This is a genomic window from Corynebacterium sp. HMSC078A10, assembly GCF_001811565.1.
GTDB classification, from domain to species: Bacteria; Actinomycetota; Actinomycetes; order Mycobacteriales; family Mycobacteriaceae; genus Corynebacterium; species Corynebacterium hesseae.
The window spans coordinates 89,786-108,226 of record NZ_KV805180.1 but is presented as its reverse complement, the minus strand read 5'-3'; the positions used below and the strand labels follow the sequence as shown (position 1 = coordinate 108,226).

The window sequence follows — 18,441 nt, the reverse complement described above, 5'->3', positions numbered from 1 at the left end:
AATTTTATGGTGGATTCTGATTCCGGTCATGCGCTATTGGTCTAGCGGTCTCGCGTTGGCTGGCGACCCTGTTGTGGCAGGTTGTTGCCCGTATCTTCTGGCGGGTAGTGTGTATTGGAGTCGGGGCTGCGCGGGGGATGTCTTTTAGGTTTCCGTTTGATAACAGGACGGTAACGAAGCCGGTTTTGCGTTTCTGACTCGACATCGCTTGTGATGATTTCGTAACCTATTCGAGACATTGAGTTACCGACACGGTGTACACATCACCGGTGCTCAATACGAACTGAAGATTTAAGCGCCGCGTCTGGCCCCTCCTAAAACCGGGGGCCGAGCGGAGATGGCTCTACAGGAATGGGTCATCGTCGAACGCTAGGCCCGCCCCTTGGGTCAGAGCTTTTGCCCGCGTCATCAAGAAGGTGAATGAATGATTCGCCGTCTTGGCGGGCGAAGTAGGCGCATAGGAAGATTTGGAGTTTAAATTCGTGGCTAAGCACCGTCGTCAGGGCAACGTGAACACCCGTCGCATCGCATCTACCGCTGCTATCGCAGCAACCGCGGCTGTTACCGTACCGGCTGCCGCCAACGCTGCCGAGGTCGTTGTTCCGGACACCGACATCCGCTTTGAGGTCGCCGGCCTGGAGAATGTTCCTAACATTCAGCAGCTGCCCAACGTTGATCGCTACATCCCTGCCTTCAAGGCAAACCAGGGTGGCGGCTACGCCGCTGCTGTTGAGTCCCCGGCGGCACCGGCCCCGGCGCCGACCCAGTCCGTGGGCGAGAAGGTTCTTGAAGCCGCTCGTTCCGCCATCGGTTCCCCGTACGTCTACGGCGCTAACGGCCCGAGCGCCTTCGATTGCTCTGGCCTGACCTCCTGGGCTTACCAGCAGGCTGGCGTGTCCATCCCGCGTACGTCTCAGGCGCAGGCATCTGCCGGCACCCCGGTGTCCCTCGATGCGCTGCAGCCGGGTGACATCATTGTGTACTACTCCGGTGCATCTCACGTTGGCATCTACACCGGCCATGGCACCATCATTGACGCTCTGAACTCCGGTACCCCGGTGGGTGAGCGTTCTCTGAACTACATGCCGATTCACTCCGCAGTTCGCTTCTAAGCGCACTCGGTAATCGTCCTAACCCCTTCCGCCGCTCTTGCCATGTTGATGGTGAGGGTGGGGAAGGGGTTCGGCTATTCTTGTAGCCGTTATGTTTTTGCTCGACTGAGGGTATAATTCAGTTATCTATTAACCTTCTCTAAGTTTCGGGGGTATCCATGTCGCGTCGTGGCCTTGCGTGTGCGGTCGCTGCACTTGCCTTGAGCACGGTTCCAGTTGCCGTCCTTTCACCGTCGGCTTTGTCCCAGGAGGTTTCTCCGGAGCAGCAGCAGGAAGGCGCTCCGCAAGCGGAGGATCCTGAAGACCTGCCCGGCCTCATTGAGCGCATGGCGGACGTCGCCCAGCGCGTGTCTGCCAAGGGTGAGGAAGTCAAGGGGCTCGAGGATGAGCTCGCTGAGTCGGAGAAAGAGATCGGCGAGCTGGAATTGAAGGCCGAGGAGGCGCAGCGCACTTCCGAAGACGCCTCAGCCGCCGTGGCTGAACAACAGGAACGCATCGATGCTCTAGCGCAGAAGCGCTATCGTAGGAATGCCGCTGCAACGTCGGTCTCCGCCGCCCTCAATGCAAATGACGTGGCCAGTGCGGTAGAACGGATGGGCTATCTAGGTGCCCTATCCAAGGCCGCGAAGCGTGAGGAAGACGCAATGGTCGCGGCTTCCGCAGCGGCCGACAACGCGCATCAAGAGGCGGTTGATGCCGCCGAGGAGGCACGCCATAAGCGTGACGAGCTGCAGGTAAAGCGTGACTCGGTGCTGAAAGAAAAGGCCGAGCTGGAAGAACAACAGAAGGAACTTGAGGCCACCGTTGATGGCTTAAGCCCAGAAGCGCGTGAGGCATGGGTCCAGCACTTCGGTGGATCCTCCGACCTTGACTTGGCTGCGCTGGCCGATGGGTCCGGGTCTGCCGCTGTGGAAGCCGCTCTCAGCCGTATTGGCGCCCCGTATGGCTGGGGCGCAACGGGTCCTGATGTTTTTGACTGTTCTGGCCTGATGGTGTGGAGCTATCAGCAGATGGGCAAGAGCATTCCGCGCACCTCGCAGGCGCAGCTCGCCGGTGGTACGCCGGTGCCGCTGGACCAACTCCAGCCCGGCGATATTGTGGGCTATTACCCCGGCGTTACCCACGTGGGAATGTATATCGGTGATGGCCAGATTGTTCATGCCTCCACCTATGGCGTCCCCGTGGCCGTGGTGCCGCTGAATTCCATGCCGGTGGAAGGTGCCGTACGCTATTAGGACATGCCGCGCACACTCCTCGTCACCAATGATTTCCCGCCCACCATCGGCGGGATTCAGTCTTATCTCCGAGACTTTCTGGCGACCCTCAACCCGCAGGATGTCATCGTCTTTGCCTCGACCCAAGACGGGGACGCCGCTGCGGAGTATGACTCGACGCTGCCCTATACCGTGGTCCGCTGGCCGCGCTCCATCATGCTGCCAACGCCTGCCACGGCCCGCCAGATGCAGCGCCTCATCCGAGAACACGATATCGAGACCGTGTGGTTTGGTGCCGCGGCCCCACTCGCGCTCATGGCGCCGGCAGCGCGTGCTGCGGGAGCGCGCCGCATCGTAGCCACAACGCACGGGCATGAGGTGGGGTGGTCCATGCTTCCTGGGGCACGGCAAGCCTTGTGCAGGATCGGTAAGTCTTCGGATGTCCTCACGTATATCTCGGACTACACGCGCAACAGGTTGGAGCCCGCGTTCGGCTCGGGTGCGCGGGGGGGTCATTTGCCCTCGGCGGTCAACCTGGAGGATTTCACGCCAGCAACCGCAGCAGAGAAGCAGGCGGCCCGTGCGCATTTCGGGTTGGGTTCCGGCCCAGTAATTGTCTGCATCTCCCGCCTGGTCCCGCGTAAAGGTCAGGACCAACTCTTGCGCGCTATGCCAGCTGTGCGTGTGCGGATCCCGGATGCGCAATTACTCATTATCGGTCGCGGCCGCTACGAGCCGACCTTGCGTGAACTTGCGCATCTGTACTGCCCAGACGCCGTGATTCAGGAGGCGCGGGATACGGCGGAATTGCGTTTGGCCCTCCATGCGGCCGATGTATTCGCCATGCCTGCGCGCACACGAGGCGGCGGACTCGACGTCGAGGGACTCGGCATTGTTTACCTTGAGGCGCAGGCGGCAGGACTGCCAGTGGTTGCTGGAGATTCCGGCGGAGCACCGGAAACGGTGACTCCGGAAACAGGGCTCGTTGTGCGCGGGTCTTCGGTACCGGAGCTCGAGGAAGCACTGTGCACGTTGCTTGGCGATGCCCCCCGGGCCCACCGTATGGGGGCAGCCGGGCGCCGCCACGTAGAGGAGCGCTGGACGTGGGAAATCATGGGCGCACGATTGCGCGAGATTCTTGAATGTGATCGAGGGCAAGCCGGGGTATATCCTACTAGTCATGCTTGAACACACTCCCTCCGCTGAAGGCGGCCGCAGTGGCCTCACCATCGGGTTCGATATTGGTGGAACAAACCTGCGCGCCGCGGTGATTGATCCCGCCGGAGAGATTGTGGATTCGATGAGCGTGCCTACGGCCATGGAAGCGCGAGAGCTCGAAGATGACATCGTGCGTTGCGTCGACAGCCTCGCAGCTTCCCATGACATTGATGCCGTTGGGCTTGCCCTCGCAGGGTTCTTGGATCCCGAATGCGAAATTGTGCGTTTTGCTCCGCATTTGCCGTGGCGGGACGCCCCAGTGCGTGAAATCTTGAGCAAGCGCTTGGACGTTCCTGTCCGGCTTGAGCACGACGCCAACTCGGCCGCGTGGGGGGAGTGGCGCTTTGGCGCAGGGCGCGGGGCGAAGGAGTGGGTTTTCTTCGCTGTCGGTACCGGCATTGGAGCCACGCTATTTAATGACGGCACGATTTACCGCGGTGCTTTCGGCACTGCCCCTGAGTTTGGGCACCTCGTTGTTTCACCGGGCGGACGCCAATGTTCGTGCGGAAAGCGCGGCTGCCTCGAACGCTACGCGTCCGGAACCGCTCTGCCGGACACCTGCGCGGATCTGCGCGGTGACTTTGAAACCACCCTCCCGGAGAATCCCTCCGGCGAGGAGATCACCGCGGCCGCTCGCCGGGGAGATCCGCTAGGTCTGGCTGTCATGGATAACTTCGGACAGTGGTTGGGGCAGGGACTATCCATGGTGGCGGATGTCCTTGACCCCGAGCTGATCGTCATCGGCGGTGGGGTATCCAAGGACGCGGATCTGTACCTAGATCGGGCACGGGAAGCCATGGCTAGCCAGATTGTCGGGGCCGGTCACAGGCCTCTGGCCCGAGTCGCAACCGCGAAACTGGGTTCCGCGGCGGGTATGATTGGTGTCGCTGATCTCGCCCGCCAGGAGCACCGAGGTTAACACCGCACATTTTTCTTTCACCGGACAGCGCGGCCTGTTCGGCATAAACAGATAGGACTATAAGCGATGCGAAACAAGTGGTACTGGGCCTTTAAGCACATCTTTTTTGGCCCGGCCCTTCGAGTGTGGAACCGCCCATGGTCCGAAGGAATGGATCGCATCCCGGAATCCGGTTCGGCTATTTTGGCATCCTCTCACCAAGCCGTCATGGATTCTTTCTACTTCCCTCTGTTGTGCCCGCGGCAGATTACTTTTCTGGCTAAGAGCGAGTATTTCACCACCCCCGGTTTCGTTGGCGGCCTGCAAAAGTGGTTCTTTAGCTCCGTGGGGCAGGTGCCGATTGACCGCGTCAATAAAGACGCGAGCGACGCCATGCTAGCGAGCGCGCAACGCATTATCGGCCGTGGGGATCTCTTTGGAATCTACCCGGAGGGAACTCGTTCGCCCGATGGACGCATTTACAAAGGGCGCACCGGCATGGCGCGCATCGCGTTGACCACTGGTGAGCAGGTAATTCCCATCGCCATGATTAATACCCGGAAGGCAAACCCGATCGGTTCATGGATCCCGCGTCCGGTTCGCGTCGGCATGCGCGTGGGTGAGCCCATCGACCCCCAGGCGTGGGCTGCCGAGCGCAACCTTGATCCACAGGACCACGCTACTGCGCGCGCCTTTACGGACTACGTGATGAAGCAGCTGGCTGAGTTGGCGGGCAAACCCTATGTCGACGTGTACGCCTCCGATGTGAAGGCATCCCTGCAAGCTGGACACGGCTACCCGGAAGGGGCCGAGCCCGGTTCGGAGGCACGGTAGTCAGTGTCTTCTTCTCCAACCAAACGCCTGGCGTGGCCCGATGTAGCGAAAGGAATCTCCATCCTGGGCGTCGTGCTACTGCACATCACGCTCACCGTTCCTGAATCAGGGGAGACGTGGCTGGCGGCCTTTAACGTCTGGCTGGATCCGCTTCGCTTACCTCTGTTCTTCTTGGTGAGCGGCTTTTTTGCTCAGAAGGTTTTTCGCTTTAGCTTCGCGGAGCTTTTCACACGCCGCCTGTGGTACTTCCTCGTTCCTTATGTGGTCTGGATGCTCGTTGAGCAACAAACCAAACGCGTGGAGTACCACTGGGTCTTTGGAGATCCCGTCTTCGATGTTGGCCAAATGACGGCCAGCCTGCTCGTGGGCCATTCCATGGCATGGTTTTTGCATTCGCTGATACTGTTTAACATTTTCTTGTGGTGCGTACGCAAGCTCCCCGGGTGGGCAGCGGTGGCCTTAAGCTTTTCGCCGATTCTGTTCATCGCTTGGCAGGCGCAATACACCTCGATTGCGAAGGCCATCATGTTTCTCCCAGTCTTTGTCGGCGCCGCCTACTTCCGTGATGCCATTTCTGCCTTTGCTGCAGCCATCGAGGCACCGTTTAAGGGCATATGGGATCACCGCAGTTTTTGGGCGTATTCCGGGATGACAGTGGCCTACGCCATCGGCTTTTTTACTCGCCGCGCGTGGGATAACTTCTCCGGAGAAGTTGACGTTACGTGGTTGTTGCCTGGTACGGAGGCGCTGGTGAGGGATGACGTTCATATCCTTGTTCGCATGGTAGAGCAGTTTTTCGAGGTTCCAGTGGGAATCGCGGTGGCGGTGGTGGTGTCCTATATTCCGGCCCTGACCACCGGTCTGCGTTTCATCGGTGCTCACACGCTGCCTATCTATCTTGGGCATCCCATCGGCCTCACCATTCTTTATGGCTACCCCATGGCGCTCCATCCTCGGGAGGTTAGCCTGGCGGGCCAGTGGCCGCTGGAAAACACGTGGTTCTGGCTTAGCATGTGCGTTCTTTATTGCGCTGTTGCGTCGCTAGCACTTTGGGCTTTGGGCAAGGTGCCCGTCGTGGGCTGGACGCTTAAACCGCCGCCGATCGGTGCGAGTCGGCGAAAAACGGAACCGTCGTCTGTAGGCTCAAGCCTGAGCCAGCAGCTCACCGCGACAAGAAACACGACGAGCAAGAAATAGTCGTTGCCCGGAATCTGCTGCCACCACGACCACGTCAGTTCCAGCTGCTCATTGTGCGGGATGAGCCAGTGGCCGCGGGCCAGCAACGTCAGCCCTGTGAGGGCAGCTAGGAACCAGTGTCGGCGGGCGGTCAGATAGACCGCTGCCAAGCAGAGCCACGTGAAATGGTGAGACCACGAGACCGGGGAGCACAGCAGCGCCGCCGAGGAAGCGAGTAGCACGAGCTCAACCTGCGATGACGTATGTTCCATGAGCCACCACAGAAGCGCGACGATGGCGATGCATCCGAGAACCCAAAGGGTCGTTGCTTGCTCGGGGACAATACGGCTTAGCAAGCCACGGAGTGATTGGTTGCCGGAGTAGGCCAGCCCACCGATGCGCGAGGAATCACGGAGGGTATCGGTCCAATACACCGCTGAGCTCGCCGGGGAGGCGAGGTGCCCCACTACACCACATGCGACAAAGGAGACCACCGCCGTGGCAAGAGCGCGCCAGTCGCGGCGAACGAAAAACACGGCGAGGAAGACCGCTGGGGTGAGCTTGATGGCTATTGCAATGCCCGTAAGCACACCACGCCACGAGCTTCGTGGGCTCAGCAGTAGGCAATCTACAATGACTACCGCGGTCAACAAAAGGTTCACTTGGCCGAAGCTGAGCGTCTCAGTAACCGGTTCCATCAGCATGCAGGCGCACAATGCCCACGAGGACCACCAACCAGGTCGCTCAGTAGCACAGCTCCGAGAAATCACGGCATACAGGCAAACCCACAGCGCCCCGAGCGATGCTGCGGTGAGAAGAATGGACAGCGGCCACAACGGGAGCCATGACACCATGGCGAAAAGCGCTGCAGCAAAAGGCGGGTAGGTAAAAGGCAGCGAAAAGCCGTTGTCGAGCACATAGCTCTGTGCGTAAAGATTTTCTCCGCGTAGAAGCGCGCGTCCTCCCTCGCGATAGACATCGAGGTCAATGTGGTAATAAGGCGCAATGCTGCCGCTGCTGAATAATGCCGGAAGCTGGATAATCCACGCTAGGGAGGCCAGCCCTGCTATGAACAAGGGGAGGAGAGGGGAGGAGAGAGCTTTCTTCACGCAGTTGAGTATAGACCCCCAGTGGGCAGGCCTATGTGGGCGGGAGACTAGGATACGGGGCGTGCGCTACTTCTACGACACCGAATTTATCGAGGACGGATCGACCATTGAATTGGTCTCCATCGGAATTGTCGGGGAAGACGGTAGCGAATACTACGCGGTATCCACAGACTTCGATCCGGCCAAGGCAAACGCATGGGTGCGTGAGAATGTTTTGGATAAGCTGCCGAGTCCAGCAGATCCGGTCTGGAAATCGCGCGAAACCATCCGCGAAGATCTCCTGAAATTCCTTGGCCGGCACTCCACTCCCATCGAGCTGTGGGCCTGGGTGGGCGCCTATGACCACGTGGTTGTTGCGCAACTCTGGGGCGATATGGCGAGTCTGCCCAAGGGCCTGCCGCGCTATACCCGGGAGCTTAAGCAGTATTGGGAATTCGCCGGCCGCCCCAAGCTGCCTCCAGTCCCGAACGGCAACCATGACGCGTTGGTCGACGCCCGCCATAATCTGGCCAAATTTCGGGTTTGTGAACAGCACTTGCCGTTGACTAGGGGCAACCGCGTTAATAAAGCGTGAATTAATACCGTGGCCGAAATGCCATTAACTAACGCGCGATAGACCCAAGATGGTTAAATACTGGGTGTGAGTTGGACAGTAGATATTCCCAAAGAAGTGCTCCCTGATTTGCCACCGCTGCCGGAGGGGATCAACGAGAAGTTTCAAGATGCGATTGCCCGCGAGGCAAAGCAGCAACCCAGCTGGGATCAGCTGCAAGCCGATAACGTGCGCAAGATCCTGGAATCCGTCCCACCTATCGTCGTGGCCCCAGAGATCGAGGACCTCAAGCGCAAGCTTGCCGACGTCGCCCTGGGCAACGCCTTCCTCCTCCAGGGAGGCGACTGCGCGGAAACCTTCGAGTCCAATACGGAGCCGCACATCCGCGGCAACATCAAGACGCTGCTTCAGATGGCCGTAGTTTTGACGTATGGCGCGTCCACCCCGGTGGTGAAGCTGGGCCGTATCGCTGGCCAGTACGCGAAGCCGCGCTCCTCTGATCTGGACGCAAACGGCTTGTACAACTACCGCGGTGACATCGTCAACGGCGTAGAAGCCAACGAGGAATCCCGCCGCCACGATCCCGCCCGCATGATCCGTGCCTACGCGAACTCCTCGGCGGCCATGAACCTGGTCCGCGCACTGACCCAATCCGGTACTGCTGACCTTTACCGACTCCACGAGTGGAATCGCGAGTTTGTGGCCAACTCTCCGGCAGGCGCTCGCTACCAGGCCCTGGCGAATGAAATTGAGAACGGCCTGGCCTTCATGAACGCCTGCGGAGTCTCAGACGAGACCCTGCGTTCGGCACAGATCTACTGCTCCCATGAAGCCCTGCTGCGTGACTATGAGCGTTCCATGCTGCGCTTGGGCTTGGACGCTAACGGCGAGACCAAGCTTTATGACCTGTCCGCTCACCAGCTGTGGATCGGCGAGCGCACCCGCGGCCTCGACGATTTCCACGTAGCTTTCGCCTCCATCATCGGCAACCCGGTAGGCATCAAGCTTGGCCCAGGAGTAACCCCGGAGCAGGCTGTGCAGTACGCAGAGCGTCTGGATCCGAACCGTGAGCCTGGCCGACTCACCATGATCGCCCGCATGGGCCACGATAAGGTGCGCTCCGTCCTGCCGCCGATCATCAAGGCAGTGGAGGACTCCGGCCACAAGGTTGTGTGGCAGTCCGATCCGATGCACGGGAATACCTTCACGGCATCGAACGGTTACAAGACCCGCCACTTCGACAAGATCGTCGACGAGGTCCAGGGCTTCTTCGAGGTGCACCGTGAACTGGGTACCCACCCGGGTGGTGTCCACCTAGAGTTCACCGGCGAGGACGTCACCGAGTGCCTCGGCGGCGCTGAGGACATCACGGACGTGGATCTGCCGGGCCGCTACGAGTCCGCCGTGGATCCGCGTCTGAACACGCAGCAATCGCTGGAGCTGTCCTTCCTTATCGCCGAGATGCTGCGCAACTAGAAGTTGCGCAGGCTAATATGGCCTCCAGAGAATCGGCCACGTGCCGTATTCTCCGGAGCCAAACCACCAGGCCGCCACGGCGACGGCCAAGGTGGCAAGCCCGACTAGTATGAGGAAACCTATAAGCGCGATGGCGCTGCGGTTGCTCAAAGGGCGCTCTTCTGGCTCCTCCTCGGCACCGGCCGGGGGAAGCGGCGCAGAAGGTTCTGCTACCGCAGGGGACGGTGCCGGGGGATTTACCGGTGCGGCCGGCGGGAGAAAAGCATCGTTTCGAGGCTCTACACGGGTTTCCCGCGTGGGCGGTTGAGGCGCCGGGATCGTGGAGGTGGCTTCGAAGACCCGGGTATTGCCTGCCCCTGAAAAATCCGTGGGCACAGCGGCTGTTCGTGCAGCAGCTGAGTTCCGCGGGACGGGGACGGTGAATTGCGGGAGCTGCAGTTCACGGGATACATCATCCAGCGCATCGAGGAATTCGCCGGCATCCGCAAACCTTTCGGCCGGCTGGCGCGCGGTGGCGGTGGCCACGAGGGCGTCGAAAAGCATAGGCACCCCCTCGATGCGTGAGGACGGCGCCACCACATCCGCGTGCACGCGCGCTGTGGCGTGGGCCAGTGGGGTCTCGCCGTGGAAGGGGACCGTGCCGGTAAGGAGCTCAAACAGGACAATTCCGGCCGAATAGACATCGGAAGCCGGGGTGATATCCGCACCCGTAACCTGCTCGGGGGAGAGGTAGCTGACGGTGCCGACGATTTGACCCGAGCTATCGTGCTCCGCCTTGGCGGAGCGCACCAAGCCGAAATCGCCGACCTTAACGCGGTGGTTGTCCGTGATGAGAACGTTGTCTGGCTTGATATCGCGGTGCACGAGGCCGGCGTGGTGGACCTCGGTGAGCCCGGCCAGCACGGAGTGCATGACGTCGGCTGCGGCATGTGGCGGCATGGGGCCGCGTTCAGCAAGGAGCTCGCGCAAGGTGCCGCCGGTGATGAGCTCCATGATGAGATAGATGGGCAACCCATCCGCGGAGAAATCATGCACGGCGACGAGGTTGGGATGGCTGAGTTGCGCCATGGCGCGGGCCTCGCGCTCGAAGCGGGTGACGAAGACAGGGTCATCGTGATAGCGCTCATCCATGACCTTGGCGGCTACTGCGCGGCCCAAGCGCATGTCGACACAGCGATACACAGTGGACATGCCGCCGCGAGCGATCGGCTGATCGATGCGGTAGCGTCCTTCGAGAATGTCGCCCACGTTCAGCCTTGTCATGGATTCCAGTATGGCCGATCAGCGCCCCAAAGTGTGATCCGGCTACAGTTGTGTCCGTGACTAATTCTGAGAACAACTTCGAGAATCCGCACCCGGAACTACCGCAGCTCCTCGCCGGCGAAAAGCTGCTGACGCTCGCTGAGGTTGCTGAAAAGCTCGATCTTCCCATCACTCGCGTCTTCGACCTGCTCAACGCGCGTAAATTCATCGTGTGGCGAAACGCCGAGGGGGAGCGCCTCGTCCCGGAGGCATTCTTCAATTCCAAGGGCGTCATTTCCAAGCACGTGTCCGGTGTCATTACAGTTCTTTCGGACAACGGGTGGGGCGACAATGAGATTCTGGCGCACCTGTTTACCGAAGATGAGTCTTTGCCAGGCCGCCCCATTGACGCGCTCCACGGGCACCTTGCGCGCGAGGTTATTCGGCGCGCGCAGGCTTCGGCGTTTTAGCAGTAGCAGCCTCATCCATGGCCGCGGTGGTGCGTGGAACACCATCGAAAATCCACTGCGTTGCTGACCATGCCACGACCACCATGGCGATGTCCCAGAACCAGTTATAGAGCTGGTGGTTTCCGTCGCCAGCGAAGGCCACTCCGATAAAGAGGGCCACGCCGGTGGTTAGTTTGATCAAGGGCAGCGGTGGGCGGAAGGTTCCCATGAGCGTGAGCACGGAGGCGTAATACCAGGGAAGCGTCACAGAGTTGAAGACGAACGCCACCTGGTAGGCAGCAGCCGTAGCGGCAATCGCGCGGCGCACGCCCGTTCGCCCCCACCACCACACGATGACGAGGCCGAGGAGCATGAGGATCATCGCAATTGAACGCAACACGCTGAGCACCCCGTTATAGGTGGTATCGGGGGAGAAGACCTGGATGAGCGGTACCAGAATGTCGGCGAGCAAGGTAGGGCCGGCCAGGGGATTGATCACCTTGGAATTGCCGCTGATTTGTGACAACCAGCCCCACGAGCTTCCCGACGCCCACGTAATCACCGCCACCGCCAGCGCGACCTCCGCCACGGCAACGATGCCGGACAGGAGAAAGACCCCGAAGCGCTTGAGTGGCGTGGTGCCTTTCGGCGCCCAGTGGTGCAGCATGAGCCACACGATAAACGGTGCGGCGAATACAGCTGTGGCTTTGAGCGACACCGCTACGCCGACAAGAAGGAGGCTGAGATGAAACTTGTTGTGAACCGCGGCGAGCAATCCCAGCGATACCAAGCCCACCATGACCGATTCATTGTGCATGCCGCCGATGAGGTGCAATAGAATCACTGGATTCGCTACACCCAACCACAGTGCTAGCGCCGGATCGCCCCCGATGCTGCGTGCAAGGCGTGGAATCGACCAAGCGATGGCGGCAAAGCCGAGGACCGATATCGCCTTATAGACGATGATGCCCGCGGCGACATTGTCCCCCACGAGGTTGGTTACCCCGTTGCCCATCCACAAGTGCAGCGGACCATAAGGCGTAGTGGTGTTTCGCCAGTCGTGTGAGACTTCCAGCAGGAAGGGGCCGGGGTTAACAGCCGCGCCTTCGACATAAGGATCGAAACCATCGCGCACCATGGCTCCCTGCATGAGATAGGAGTACACGTCCCGCGAAGCCAGTGGGGCCGCGCACAACAGCGGGGCAACCCAGCACATCAGCATTCGGCGGATGTCAGACAGCGCGCCGTCGGGTTGCGGGTTCTTGAGCTGTGGGGCGATGAGATAACGCCCAGCCAGGACCCACGCGGCGACCAATCCAAAGAGGCCAACCCAATAGAGGACTATGCCGATGTTGCGGCCGTGGCCATACGCGAGAAAACCGATATTGAGTGCCTCAAGAAAGCCGCCGCGGTTCCGGGTTGCGCCACCAGAGAAGGAGGCGAGAGCAAGGATCGCCGCGGAGACGATGCCCAAAGGAAGGGGGTTGGGAATGCGCAGGGATACGCGCGCGGATGCGGAGCGGGCCATGCTACATCCGGCGTGCGGTGGATTTGTGGGCAAGCTCTTCCAGCGTTGCCGTGACTTCGGGGGCGACCTGGGCATTATGAAGGTGGTCAAGGCCCGAGCGCGTGAGATCGCTGATGCGCTGCTCGACGACATCCGGTGCCCCGGAATCGGCAATGATCTGGGCCATGCGGGCAATATCTGCGGGATCCTCCGTCTGGCCGATGAGTCGGCGAAGCTCCGCGGCAGCAGCGGGATCAGTGGTATCCGCACGTTGCAGAGCCAATGACAAGAGGACCGTGCGCTTGCCCTCGCGCAGATCATCACCGGCGGGCTTGCCAGTAATTGCTGGGTCACCAAAGACCCCCAACAAATCATCGCGGAGCTGGAATGCGACCCCGATGTCTTGTCCATAGCCGCGGAAAGCGGCAACAAGCTTTTCGGGTGCTCCTGCTACGGCTGCGCCCAAATGCAACGGGCGCTCGATGGTGTACGCGGCGGTCTTGAAACGGTTTACTGAGTCCGCCAACGTTGCATCCTCGGAGCCTTCCGCTTCGAGGCAAATATCCAGCATTTGCCCGCCGATAACTTCGCGGCGCATCGCCCGCCACGGCGCCCGAGCGCGCGCGAGCGCCTCGGGGCTCAGCCCGGAATCCTGGAGCATGTCCTCGGCCCAGACCAAGGCCATATCGCCCACGAGGATGGCGAGTGACTGCCCGAAGAAGTCAGCGTCACCGCTGAGCCCGAGCTCCCTATGGCGAGCGGCTACGCCACGGTGGACGGTGGGATTGCCGCGCCGGGTATCGGAAGCATCCACGATGTCATCGTGGATGAGGGCACAAGCCTGGATGAATTCTAGGGAAGAAGCTGCGCGGAGCATCGCCTGTGGGGACTCCGTGCCCTCGAGCCCATGTGCGCCGATAAAACCTGCCCACGCGTAGAGAGGGCGGATGCGTTTTCCGCCGTCCAGCACGAAGGATTCCAAATAGGAGATCGCGTTAGTCACCGGGGAACCGATGGACGCGATGGCGTCGCGCTGACTATCTAGGAAAAGCGCGAGCTCCTCACGTACGGCTACGGGAATATCGTCCAGGGAAGGTATTTGCGGAGTAGTCACGCCTGCCACTCTACCTGGGCAGGCTCACGGATTAGACGCCAGGTTAAGCGGTACCGGCTGGTGCTAGCGGCACAGCTGATTGCAGGATGGCGAAGGGGCGTGAATCGGCGGGGTAATGGAGCTGGCGAAGGAAGTCACTAAAGCCCATTTTGCGGTAGAGGCCGAAGGCGGAGTTGGCTTCATTGGGAACCTCAGGTGTGGAGAGCAGGATGTAGCGGGCGGGGAGGTTCCAGGCCAGTGCTTCAAGCAGCGCACGGCCCAGACCGTGGCCCTGTGCCTCGGGCACTACGTGGATTTCCGCCAACTCAAAATAGTTGTGGAGAACCTCTTCTTGCTCTGGAGTTGCGCCGCCGTTGTTGGAGAGCGCTCGGCGGAGTTGCTTGTCCCACCAGGTATCAGGAGAGCCTAGAAAGCCGTAGGCAAATCCGGTGATGCCGTTTTCGGAGGTGGCCGCCACGCAGGAAAACCCCGGGCGTATGAGATCCCCGCGCCACCGCATGATGGAGCTGTTGCGTACTGAGGGGTCGTAGTTCATCGCTGCAATGTAGATATCCACCAAGTGCGGGAGGGCAATGGCGAACTCTTGGGGGCTTAGGCGGCGCAGCGTGTAACTCACATGTCTAATAACAACAGATTCTTGCGGTATGTGAAAGCAGGCGGCGAACCCATTCCGAGCAAAGTTGATGTGCATGTTCGAAAAACGTGGAGAAGTTCAGTAAAACTATTGTCAATTTCGAACATGTGGACTAGAATTAGCGGTGGATGTAGGAAGGCGGCTTTAAGGTGAATCGCGTCAACAAACAACGACAGGAAATCAGCAACACAGTCTCTATTGACAAGCTCAGGAAGAAGCCCGAGGGGGAGAGGTCATGGCACAGGTAATCTCAGCAACAGCAGCGGCGCGGAGCCGTAACCTGGAGGCGTTGCAGTGCGTACGGCGCGATCGTTTCGTGGGTCAAGCGTTGGATTTGTTGGTGGAGGCGCGCCAGAGCGCGGCGGAGGGGCGTTTCGCGGACGCTTTGGAAATGGCCTATCGCGCCTCGCTGCGCGCTGCCGGGGCTCGGGTAGCGGCGTCCACGGTGTCACGTCGCCGGCGCTTGCCTACCTCCGCTTGGGAGCAAGTGGCGCTCATCGGCCCGGCTGATGCGCAGTGGGCAGCGGAGTTTAAGGACTACTCGCGTGTGCGTTCGCGAGTGGCATCCGGACTGGATCCGGTCCCTGATCCTGATACGGTCTATCGCTATGTGGCGCTTGCCGCCCGCTATGTGGATGCGACTGAGTCTGAGCTGGGCTTCGGTGGTCTCGCGGCTTAATACGGAGCGCGGGGCCACAGTAGTGGGGCGTAGCGCGTTTAAAACGTGTGGACTGTCTTTGCGGGAACTATCTCGCTATCCTTGACGTTATAGAGGTAGTAATCCTATTTCCCAGTTCCACTACCTAAACCCAACCCACTACGGAGGACGCTGTGGCCCTTTCTGAGCACGAACAGCAAGCGCTGCGTGAAATTGAGCAGTCGTTGCTGGCCAATGATCCTGATTTTGGTGCGTCGGTGTCCGGTGAAACTTCTTTCGACGCAAACTCGGGCGCTATCACCCTCCGTGGAGTTGCCTTGATTGTTGTCGGTCTCTGCATGATGGTGGGCGGTATTGCGTTGGCCCAGCAATCCCTGTGGTTTGTGAGCCTCTCGGTCCTCGGCTTCCTAGTCATGTTTGGATCCGGCGTCTGGATGCTGCGCGGGAACTCGGAGGATTCTCTGGTTGCAGTCGGTGCGCAGTCGTCCACTCGGGGTCGCGGCAAGCAATCCAAGAAGGGCGGTAGCGACGTTGGAAACCGCCTCGAAGACAATTTCCGTCGTCGTTTCGAAGGTCGCTAAGCGTCTAGAACCGGTCCCAAAGCTGGTCCCGAATAGCCCTCCGCTTTAATCCGCGGAGGGCTCTTTTGATGTGGTGGCCTAGGGTAGGATGGCTTCGGCCATTGCGTAGAGGGTTTGCGTTGCGCTGTTGAGCTTTTCCGGTGAGCCGTCCGCCAGCTCAGAGGCGCGGACGATGGCCGCATTGAGCAACGAGATATCTACTGGGGAAACGCCGGGGCAGAACTCGTCAACGATGGAGGCGAAGCCGCCATGAGACTTCTGTACTGCCTCGTCAGCAAAGGCCTGGGGGAAGTGCTGTGCGGCGGTCATTAAATGGCCGTGTGCACTATGAATGAAGAGATCGAGCGTGGCGTCGACATAGGCGTGGATGCGCTTCTTAGGCTCCGGGGAGGCTACCTTCATGGCGGCCTCGAGTTGCTCATTCCACGATTGGGTCGCCTGAATAAGCAGCTGTACCAGTAGATCGTGCTGGGATGATACGTATCGATAGATGCTGGGGCGGGCAAGCCCGACTTCTGCGGCAACTTCGGCCAAGGTGGGGACTGCACCATGGCTAGTGATGATCAGCTTTTCGGCAGCCTCGAGCACCGCACGGTGCTGGACGGCGCGGTGCTCGGCTACTGTCGTTTCAGTGATCTTTGGCATGCGTGTGAGTCTACGTTAAGCTGCGCATTCTTTGCTTATCGCTGGGCGGATGCGGTGGCCGGTGTTAAGCGGCCGTCGACCATCTCATAGACCTTGTCGCAGTGATCGAGAACCTCGTAGTCGTGAGTGACCATGACGCCCGCGACGTTAAAGTCGTGGCATTCCTTTGCCAAGAGCGCAACGATCTCCTGGGAGCGTGCACGATCTAGGGCTGCGGTGGGTTCGTCGACAAGCAGCACCTGGGGGTTGCCAACGAGTGCACGCGCGATGCCAACGCGCTGCCGTTCACCGCCGGACAAGCCGCCCGGGCGGTGCTTGGCGCGATGTTTCATGCCAACCTTGTCGAGGAGTTGAGTGCTGGAATAGCGCCCAGTCTTACCAATGACTTTGCTGGCCAGCTCGAGCTGTTCCTCCGCAGTCAACGCGGAAGGAAGGTTTCCGGTGGACTGGAAGACGAAGCCGATGTGGTTGCGGCGGATCTGTGCCAGTTGGGCGTCGCCAAGCTGCACGATGTCCTCGCCCGCAACGAGGACCTGGCCGGAATCGGGCGTCGTCAATGCGCCCGCAACAGCGAGCAGCGTGGACTTGCCGGAACCTGATGGTCCGACCACGGCAACGAATTCGCCGGGATTGATGCTGAGGTTGACGGAATCGAGTGCCTTAACCTGCGAATCGCCATCGGTGTAGCTGACGGTGACGTCTTTTAGTTCCAAAGCTGGGCTCATCGGTTTTCTCCTAGGGCTGCGAGGGGGTTGGTTCGGGTGACACGGACAACGGCGATGAAAGCGCCGAGCAGACCAGCGACGAAGAGGATGAGTCCGCCACTGATGACGGAACTGAATTCGGTGGCATAAGGCATGGCAGTCTGCTCCAGGAGGCTGCCCAGGCCGACGGCGACAAGCGCACCCGCCAGGATGGACAAGACAAGGATGACGACTGCCTGGCCGAGGCTATCGCGCAACAAGAAACCCTTGGTCGCGCCCATCGCGCGGAGGGTGGCGATATTGCCGGCCCGCTGAATGGTCCACACGAGGAAGAAGGCGCCGGTCACGAGTGCGGCGATGACGTACAGGAACCACGTGATCATGGATAAGGTCATCATCTCGGCGGTGTAGCCGGGGGAGGAGTCGAAGCTTTCCTTGAGGGTTCGAACATCCAGGCCGGACTGTTCCGAGAGGGCCTCGGTGTCCGGCTTGTCTGACGTGCGGGCGACGATGACGGAGGCTTCGTCATAAGCGTCTGGGTTCACGGCTTCGCCGTGGCGACCGCCAGCGTGGATCTCTTGCCAGATGTCGAGCGGAAGGTAGGCCACGTCCACGTGTCCGAAGGTGCGTTGGTTATCGGTAAACCCAACGACATTCAGCGGGATATCCAAGCGATCGAGCGTGATGGTGTCGCCGACCTCGATGCCTTCATCGTGCAGGGTGGAGGAGACGATGATGTCGTGCTTGGTGTTGCTGGGCTGGCCGTCGACCCGGTTGGTGTCAAGTGCGGGCAAACCTGCCGGTGCCACGAAGGAGTCCGGTTCTACTCCCAGCAGGGTCAGGTCCACTGCCGTGCCGTTTTGGTTATGGGCATTGGCGATGGTCAGGCCAAGAGGAGCGGCTTCTTCCACGCCGTCGTGCTGAGCGAAGGACTCGCTATCAGAGGCATCGACAACCGAGCGGGTGAAAGCTGAGTCTTTCTGGGTGCCGTCGGCGAAAGCGACGACGTCGGCATCCATTGCTTTTAGTCCGGAGACGCCGTCGTTGACCAAACCTGCTGTGAGGCCGGAGATGATGACGACGAGCATGGACATGAGGGCAAGGACAACGCCCATGAGGATGAATCGGGTACGCGCGAAGAGCATCTCGCGCCAAGCTAGATACATAGGGGATCTTCCTAGTGGGTGAAGAAAACTAATGGAGCGCCATCCCGTGGTTCTCAAGATGGCAACACACTGTTTCTATCATAGGAACGCGGCGTTTCTAAAAAAGGGAGGCGGTGGTGGCGGCGCTTTTGGTCGCTTTCCCTCAATTCCC

At 60.3% G+C, this 18,441-nt stretch carries 18 protein-coding genes and 1 pseudogene; 11 read left to right on the top strand and 8 right to left on the bottom strand.

Annotated elements, in window-relative coordinates:
* Positions 1-482 precede the first annotated feature (482 nt).
* From HMPREF2808_RS01470 to HMPREF2808_RS01445, 6 genes and pseudogenes are all read left to right on the top strand, one after another.
* Entirely contained in the window at positions 483-1,112 is a 630-nt protein-coding gene (locus HMPREF2808_RS01470) for a C40 family peptidase (protein WP_070533388.1), read from the top strand.
* 158 nt (positions 1,113-1,270) lie between these two features.
* A complete protein-coding gene (locus tag HMPREF2808_RS01465) occupies positions 1,271-2,347 on the top strand; it encodes a C40 family peptidase (protein WP_070623268.1) in 1,077 nt (358 codons plus the stop codon).
* 3 nt (positions 2,348-2,350) lie between these two features.
* The gene (locus HMPREF2808_RS01460) at positions 2,351-3,514 is read left to right on the top strand and encodes a glycosyltransferase family 4 protein (protein WP_070623265.1); all 1,164 of its coding nucleotides are present in this window, start codon (positions 2,351-2,353) and stop codon (positions 3,512-3,514) included.
* On the top strand, positions 3,507-4,463 hold the full coding sequence (locus HMPREF2808_RS01455) for an ROK family protein (protein WP_070623262.1): 957 nt from the start codon (positions 3,507-3,509) through the stop codon (positions 4,461-4,463). The genes HMPREF2808_RS01460 and HMPREF2808_RS01455 overlap by 8 nt, the downstream gene beginning before the upstream one ends.
* A 66-nt stretch (positions 4,464-4,529) precedes the next feature.
* Positions 4,530-5,276, top strand: a complete 747-nt coding sequence (locus HMPREF2808_RS01450) for a lysophospholipid acyltransferase family protein (RefSeq protein WP_070561939.1) — start codon at positions 4,530-4,532, stop codon at positions 5,274-5,276.
* A gap of 3 nt (positions 5,277-5,279) precedes the next feature.
* Positions 5,280-6,263 (top strand): annotated as a pseudogene (locus HMPREF2808_RS01445) (acyltransferase family protein); the annotation flags it as partial.
* A gap of 35 nt (positions 6,264-6,298) precedes the next feature.
* On the opposite strand, the gene HMPREF2808_RS13930 reads toward HMPREF2808_RS01445, so the two are convergent.
* Positions 6,299-7,561: a glycosyltransferase 87 family protein gene (locus tag HMPREF2808_RS13930; RefSeq protein WP_371325870.1), complete on the bottom strand. Its 1,263-nt coding sequence runs from the start codon at positions 7,559-7,561 to the stop codon at positions 6,299-6,301.
* A 61-nt stretch (positions 7,562-7,622) separates the two neighbouring features.
* Between HMPREF2808_RS13930 and HMPREF2808_RS01435 the strand changes: the two genes are divergently transcribed.
* Positions 7,623-8,135 (top strand): polyadenylate-specific 3'-exoribonuclease AS, encoded by a 513-nt coding sequence (locus HMPREF2808_RS01435; RefSeq protein ID WP_070519824.1) that lies wholly within the window; start codon positions 7,623-7,625, stop codon positions 8,133-8,135.
* A gap of 66 nt (positions 8,136-8,201) precedes the next feature.
* The gene (locus tag HMPREF2808_RS01430) at positions 8,202-9,590 is read left to right on the top strand and encodes a class II 3-deoxy-7-phosphoheptulonate synthase (RefSeq protein ID WP_070561933.1); all 1,389 of its coding nucleotides are present in this window, start codon (positions 8,202-8,204) and stop codon (positions 9,588-9,590) included.
* A 12-nt stretch (positions 9,591-9,602) separates the two neighbouring features.
* Here the strand turns inward: HMPREF2808_RS01430 and HMPREF2808_RS01425 are convergent, their stop codons facing one another.
* On the bottom strand, positions 9,603-10,853 hold the full coding sequence (locus tag HMPREF2808_RS01425) for a protein kinase domain-containing protein (RefSeq protein ID WP_070623255.1): 1,251 nt from the start codon (positions 10,851-10,853) through the stop codon (positions 9,603-9,605).
* A gap of 50 nt (positions 10,854-10,903) precedes the next feature.
* On the opposite strand from HMPREF2808_RS01425, the gene HMPREF2808_RS01420 reads away from it, so the two are divergent.
* Positions 10,904-11,302 carry an Rv2175c family DNA-binding protein gene (locus HMPREF2808_RS01420; RefSeq protein ID WP_070519830.1) on the top strand — a complete coding sequence of 133 codons (399 nt, stop codon included), beginning with the start codon at positions 10,904-10,906 and terminating at the stop codon, positions 11,300-11,302.
* Here the strand turns inward: HMPREF2808_RS01420 and HMPREF2808_RS01415 are convergent.
* The 3 genes from HMPREF2808_RS01415 to HMPREF2808_RS01405 are packed head-to-tail and all read right to left on the bottom strand — an operon-like array spanning position 11,271 to position 14,518.
* Positions 11,271-12,809: an alpha-(1->6)-mannopyranosyltransferase A gene (locus tag HMPREF2808_RS01415; RefSeq protein ID WP_070596830.1), complete on the bottom strand. Its 1,539-nt coding sequence runs from the start codon at positions 12,807-12,809 to the stop codon at positions 11,271-11,273. The genes HMPREF2808_RS01420 and HMPREF2808_RS01415 overlap by 32 nt on opposite strands.
* A gap of 1 nt (position 12,810) precedes the next feature.
* The gene (locus HMPREF2808_RS01410) at positions 12,811-13,902 is read right to left on the bottom strand and encodes a polyprenyl synthetase family protein (protein ID WP_070623252.1); all 1,092 of its coding nucleotides are present in this window, start codon (positions 13,900-13,902) and stop codon (positions 12,811-12,813) included.
* Between the two features lie 43 nt (positions 13,903-13,945).
* The gene (locus HMPREF2808_RS01405; RefSeq protein WP_070623249.1) at positions 13,946-14,518 is read right to left on the bottom strand and encodes a GNAT family N-acetyltransferase; all 573 of its coding nucleotides are present in this window, start codon (positions 14,516-14,518) and stop codon (positions 13,946-13,948) included.
* 253 nt (positions 14,519-14,771) lie between these two features.
* Here HMPREF2808_RS01405 and HMPREF2808_RS01400 point away from each other — a divergent pair, with 253 nt between their 5' ends.
* Together HMPREF2808_RS01400 and HMPREF2808_RS01395 are read left to right on the top strand one after the other, a co-directional pair.
* Complete coding sequence (locus HMPREF2808_RS01400; protein WP_070623246.1) at positions 14,772-15,215, top strand: SAV_6107 family HEPN domain-containing protein; 444 nt, start codon at positions 14,772-14,774, stop codon at positions 15,213-15,215.
* A 152-nt stretch (positions 15,216-15,367) separates the two neighbouring features.
* Positions 15,368-15,775: a DUF3040 domain-containing protein gene (locus HMPREF2808_RS01395; RefSeq protein WP_070623242.1), complete on the top strand. Its 408-nt coding sequence runs from the start codon at positions 15,368-15,370 to the stop codon at positions 15,773-15,775.
* 78 nt (positions 15,776-15,853) lie between these two features.
* On the opposite strand, the gene HMPREF2808_RS01390 is transcribed toward HMPREF2808_RS01395, so the two are convergent.
* Genes HMPREF2808_RS01390 through HMPREF2808_RS01380 form a run of 3 tightly spaced genes read right to left on the bottom strand, consistent with a single transcriptional unit; the run spans position 15,854 to position 18,290 of the window.
* Positions 15,854-16,420, bottom strand: a complete 567-nt coding sequence (locus HMPREF2808_RS01390) for a TetR/AcrR family transcriptional regulator (protein ID WP_070519840.1) — start codon at positions 16,418-16,420, stop codon at positions 15,854-15,856.
* Positions 16,421-16,455: 35 nt separating this feature from the next.
* Entirely contained in the window at positions 16,456-17,145 is a 690-nt protein-coding gene (locus HMPREF2808_RS01385) for an ABC transporter ATP-binding protein (RefSeq protein ID WP_070519843.1), read from the bottom strand.
* On the bottom strand, positions 17,142-18,290 hold the full coding sequence (locus tag HMPREF2808_RS01380) for an ABC transporter permease (RefSeq protein ID WP_070519845.1): 1,149 nt from the start codon (positions 18,288-18,290) through the stop codon (positions 17,142-17,144). Before HMPREF2808_RS01380 ends, HMPREF2808_RS01385 begins: the two co-directional genes overlap by 4 nt.
* Between the last annotated feature and the right edge of the window lie 151 nt (positions 18,291-18,441).

Bases quoted from the DNA above. Each gene is read 5' to 3' on its own strand.
- HMPREF2808_RS01385 (WP_070519843.1), bottom strand. From the start codon at position 17,145: ATGAGCCCAGCTTTGGAACTAAAAGACGTCACCGTCAGCTACACCGAT.
- HMPREF2808_RS01455 (WP_070623262.1), top strand. From the start codon at position 3,507: ATGCTTGAACACACTCCCTCCGCTGAAGGCGGCCGCAGTGGCCTCACC.
- HMPREF2808_RS01425 (WP_070623255.1), bottom strand. From the start codon at position 10,853: ATGACAAGGCTGAACGTGGGCGACATTCTCGAAGGACGCTACCGCATC.
- HMPREF2808_RS01415 (WP_070596830.1), bottom strand. From the start codon at position 12,809: ATGGCCCGCTCCGCATCCGCGCGCGTATCCCTGCGCATTCCCAACCCC.
- HMPREF2808_RS01460 (WP_070623265.1), top strand. From the start codon at position 2,351: ATGCCGCGCACACTCCTCGTCACCAATGATTTCCCGCCCACCATCGGC.
- HMPREF2808_RS01380 (WP_070519845.1), bottom strand. From the start codon at position 18,290: ATGTATCTAGCTTGGCGCGAGATGCTCTTCGCGCGTACCCGATTCATC.
- HMPREF2808_RS01400 (WP_070623246.1), top strand. From the start codon at position 14,772: ATGGCACAGGTAATCTCAGCAACAGCAGCGGCGCGGAGCCGTAACCTG.
- HMPREF2808_RS01465 (WP_070623268.1), top strand. From the start codon at position 1,271: ATGTCGCGTCGTGGCCTTGCGTGTGCGGTCGCTGCACTTGCCTTGAGC.
- HMPREF2808_RS01390 (WP_070519840.1), bottom strand. From the start codon at position 16,420: ATGCCAAAGATCACTGAAACGACAGTAGCCGAGCACCGCGCCGTCCAG.
- HMPREF2808_RS01450 (WP_070561939.1), top strand. From the start codon at position 4,530: ATGCGAAACAAGTGGTACTGGGCCTTTAAGCACATCTTTTTTGGCCCG.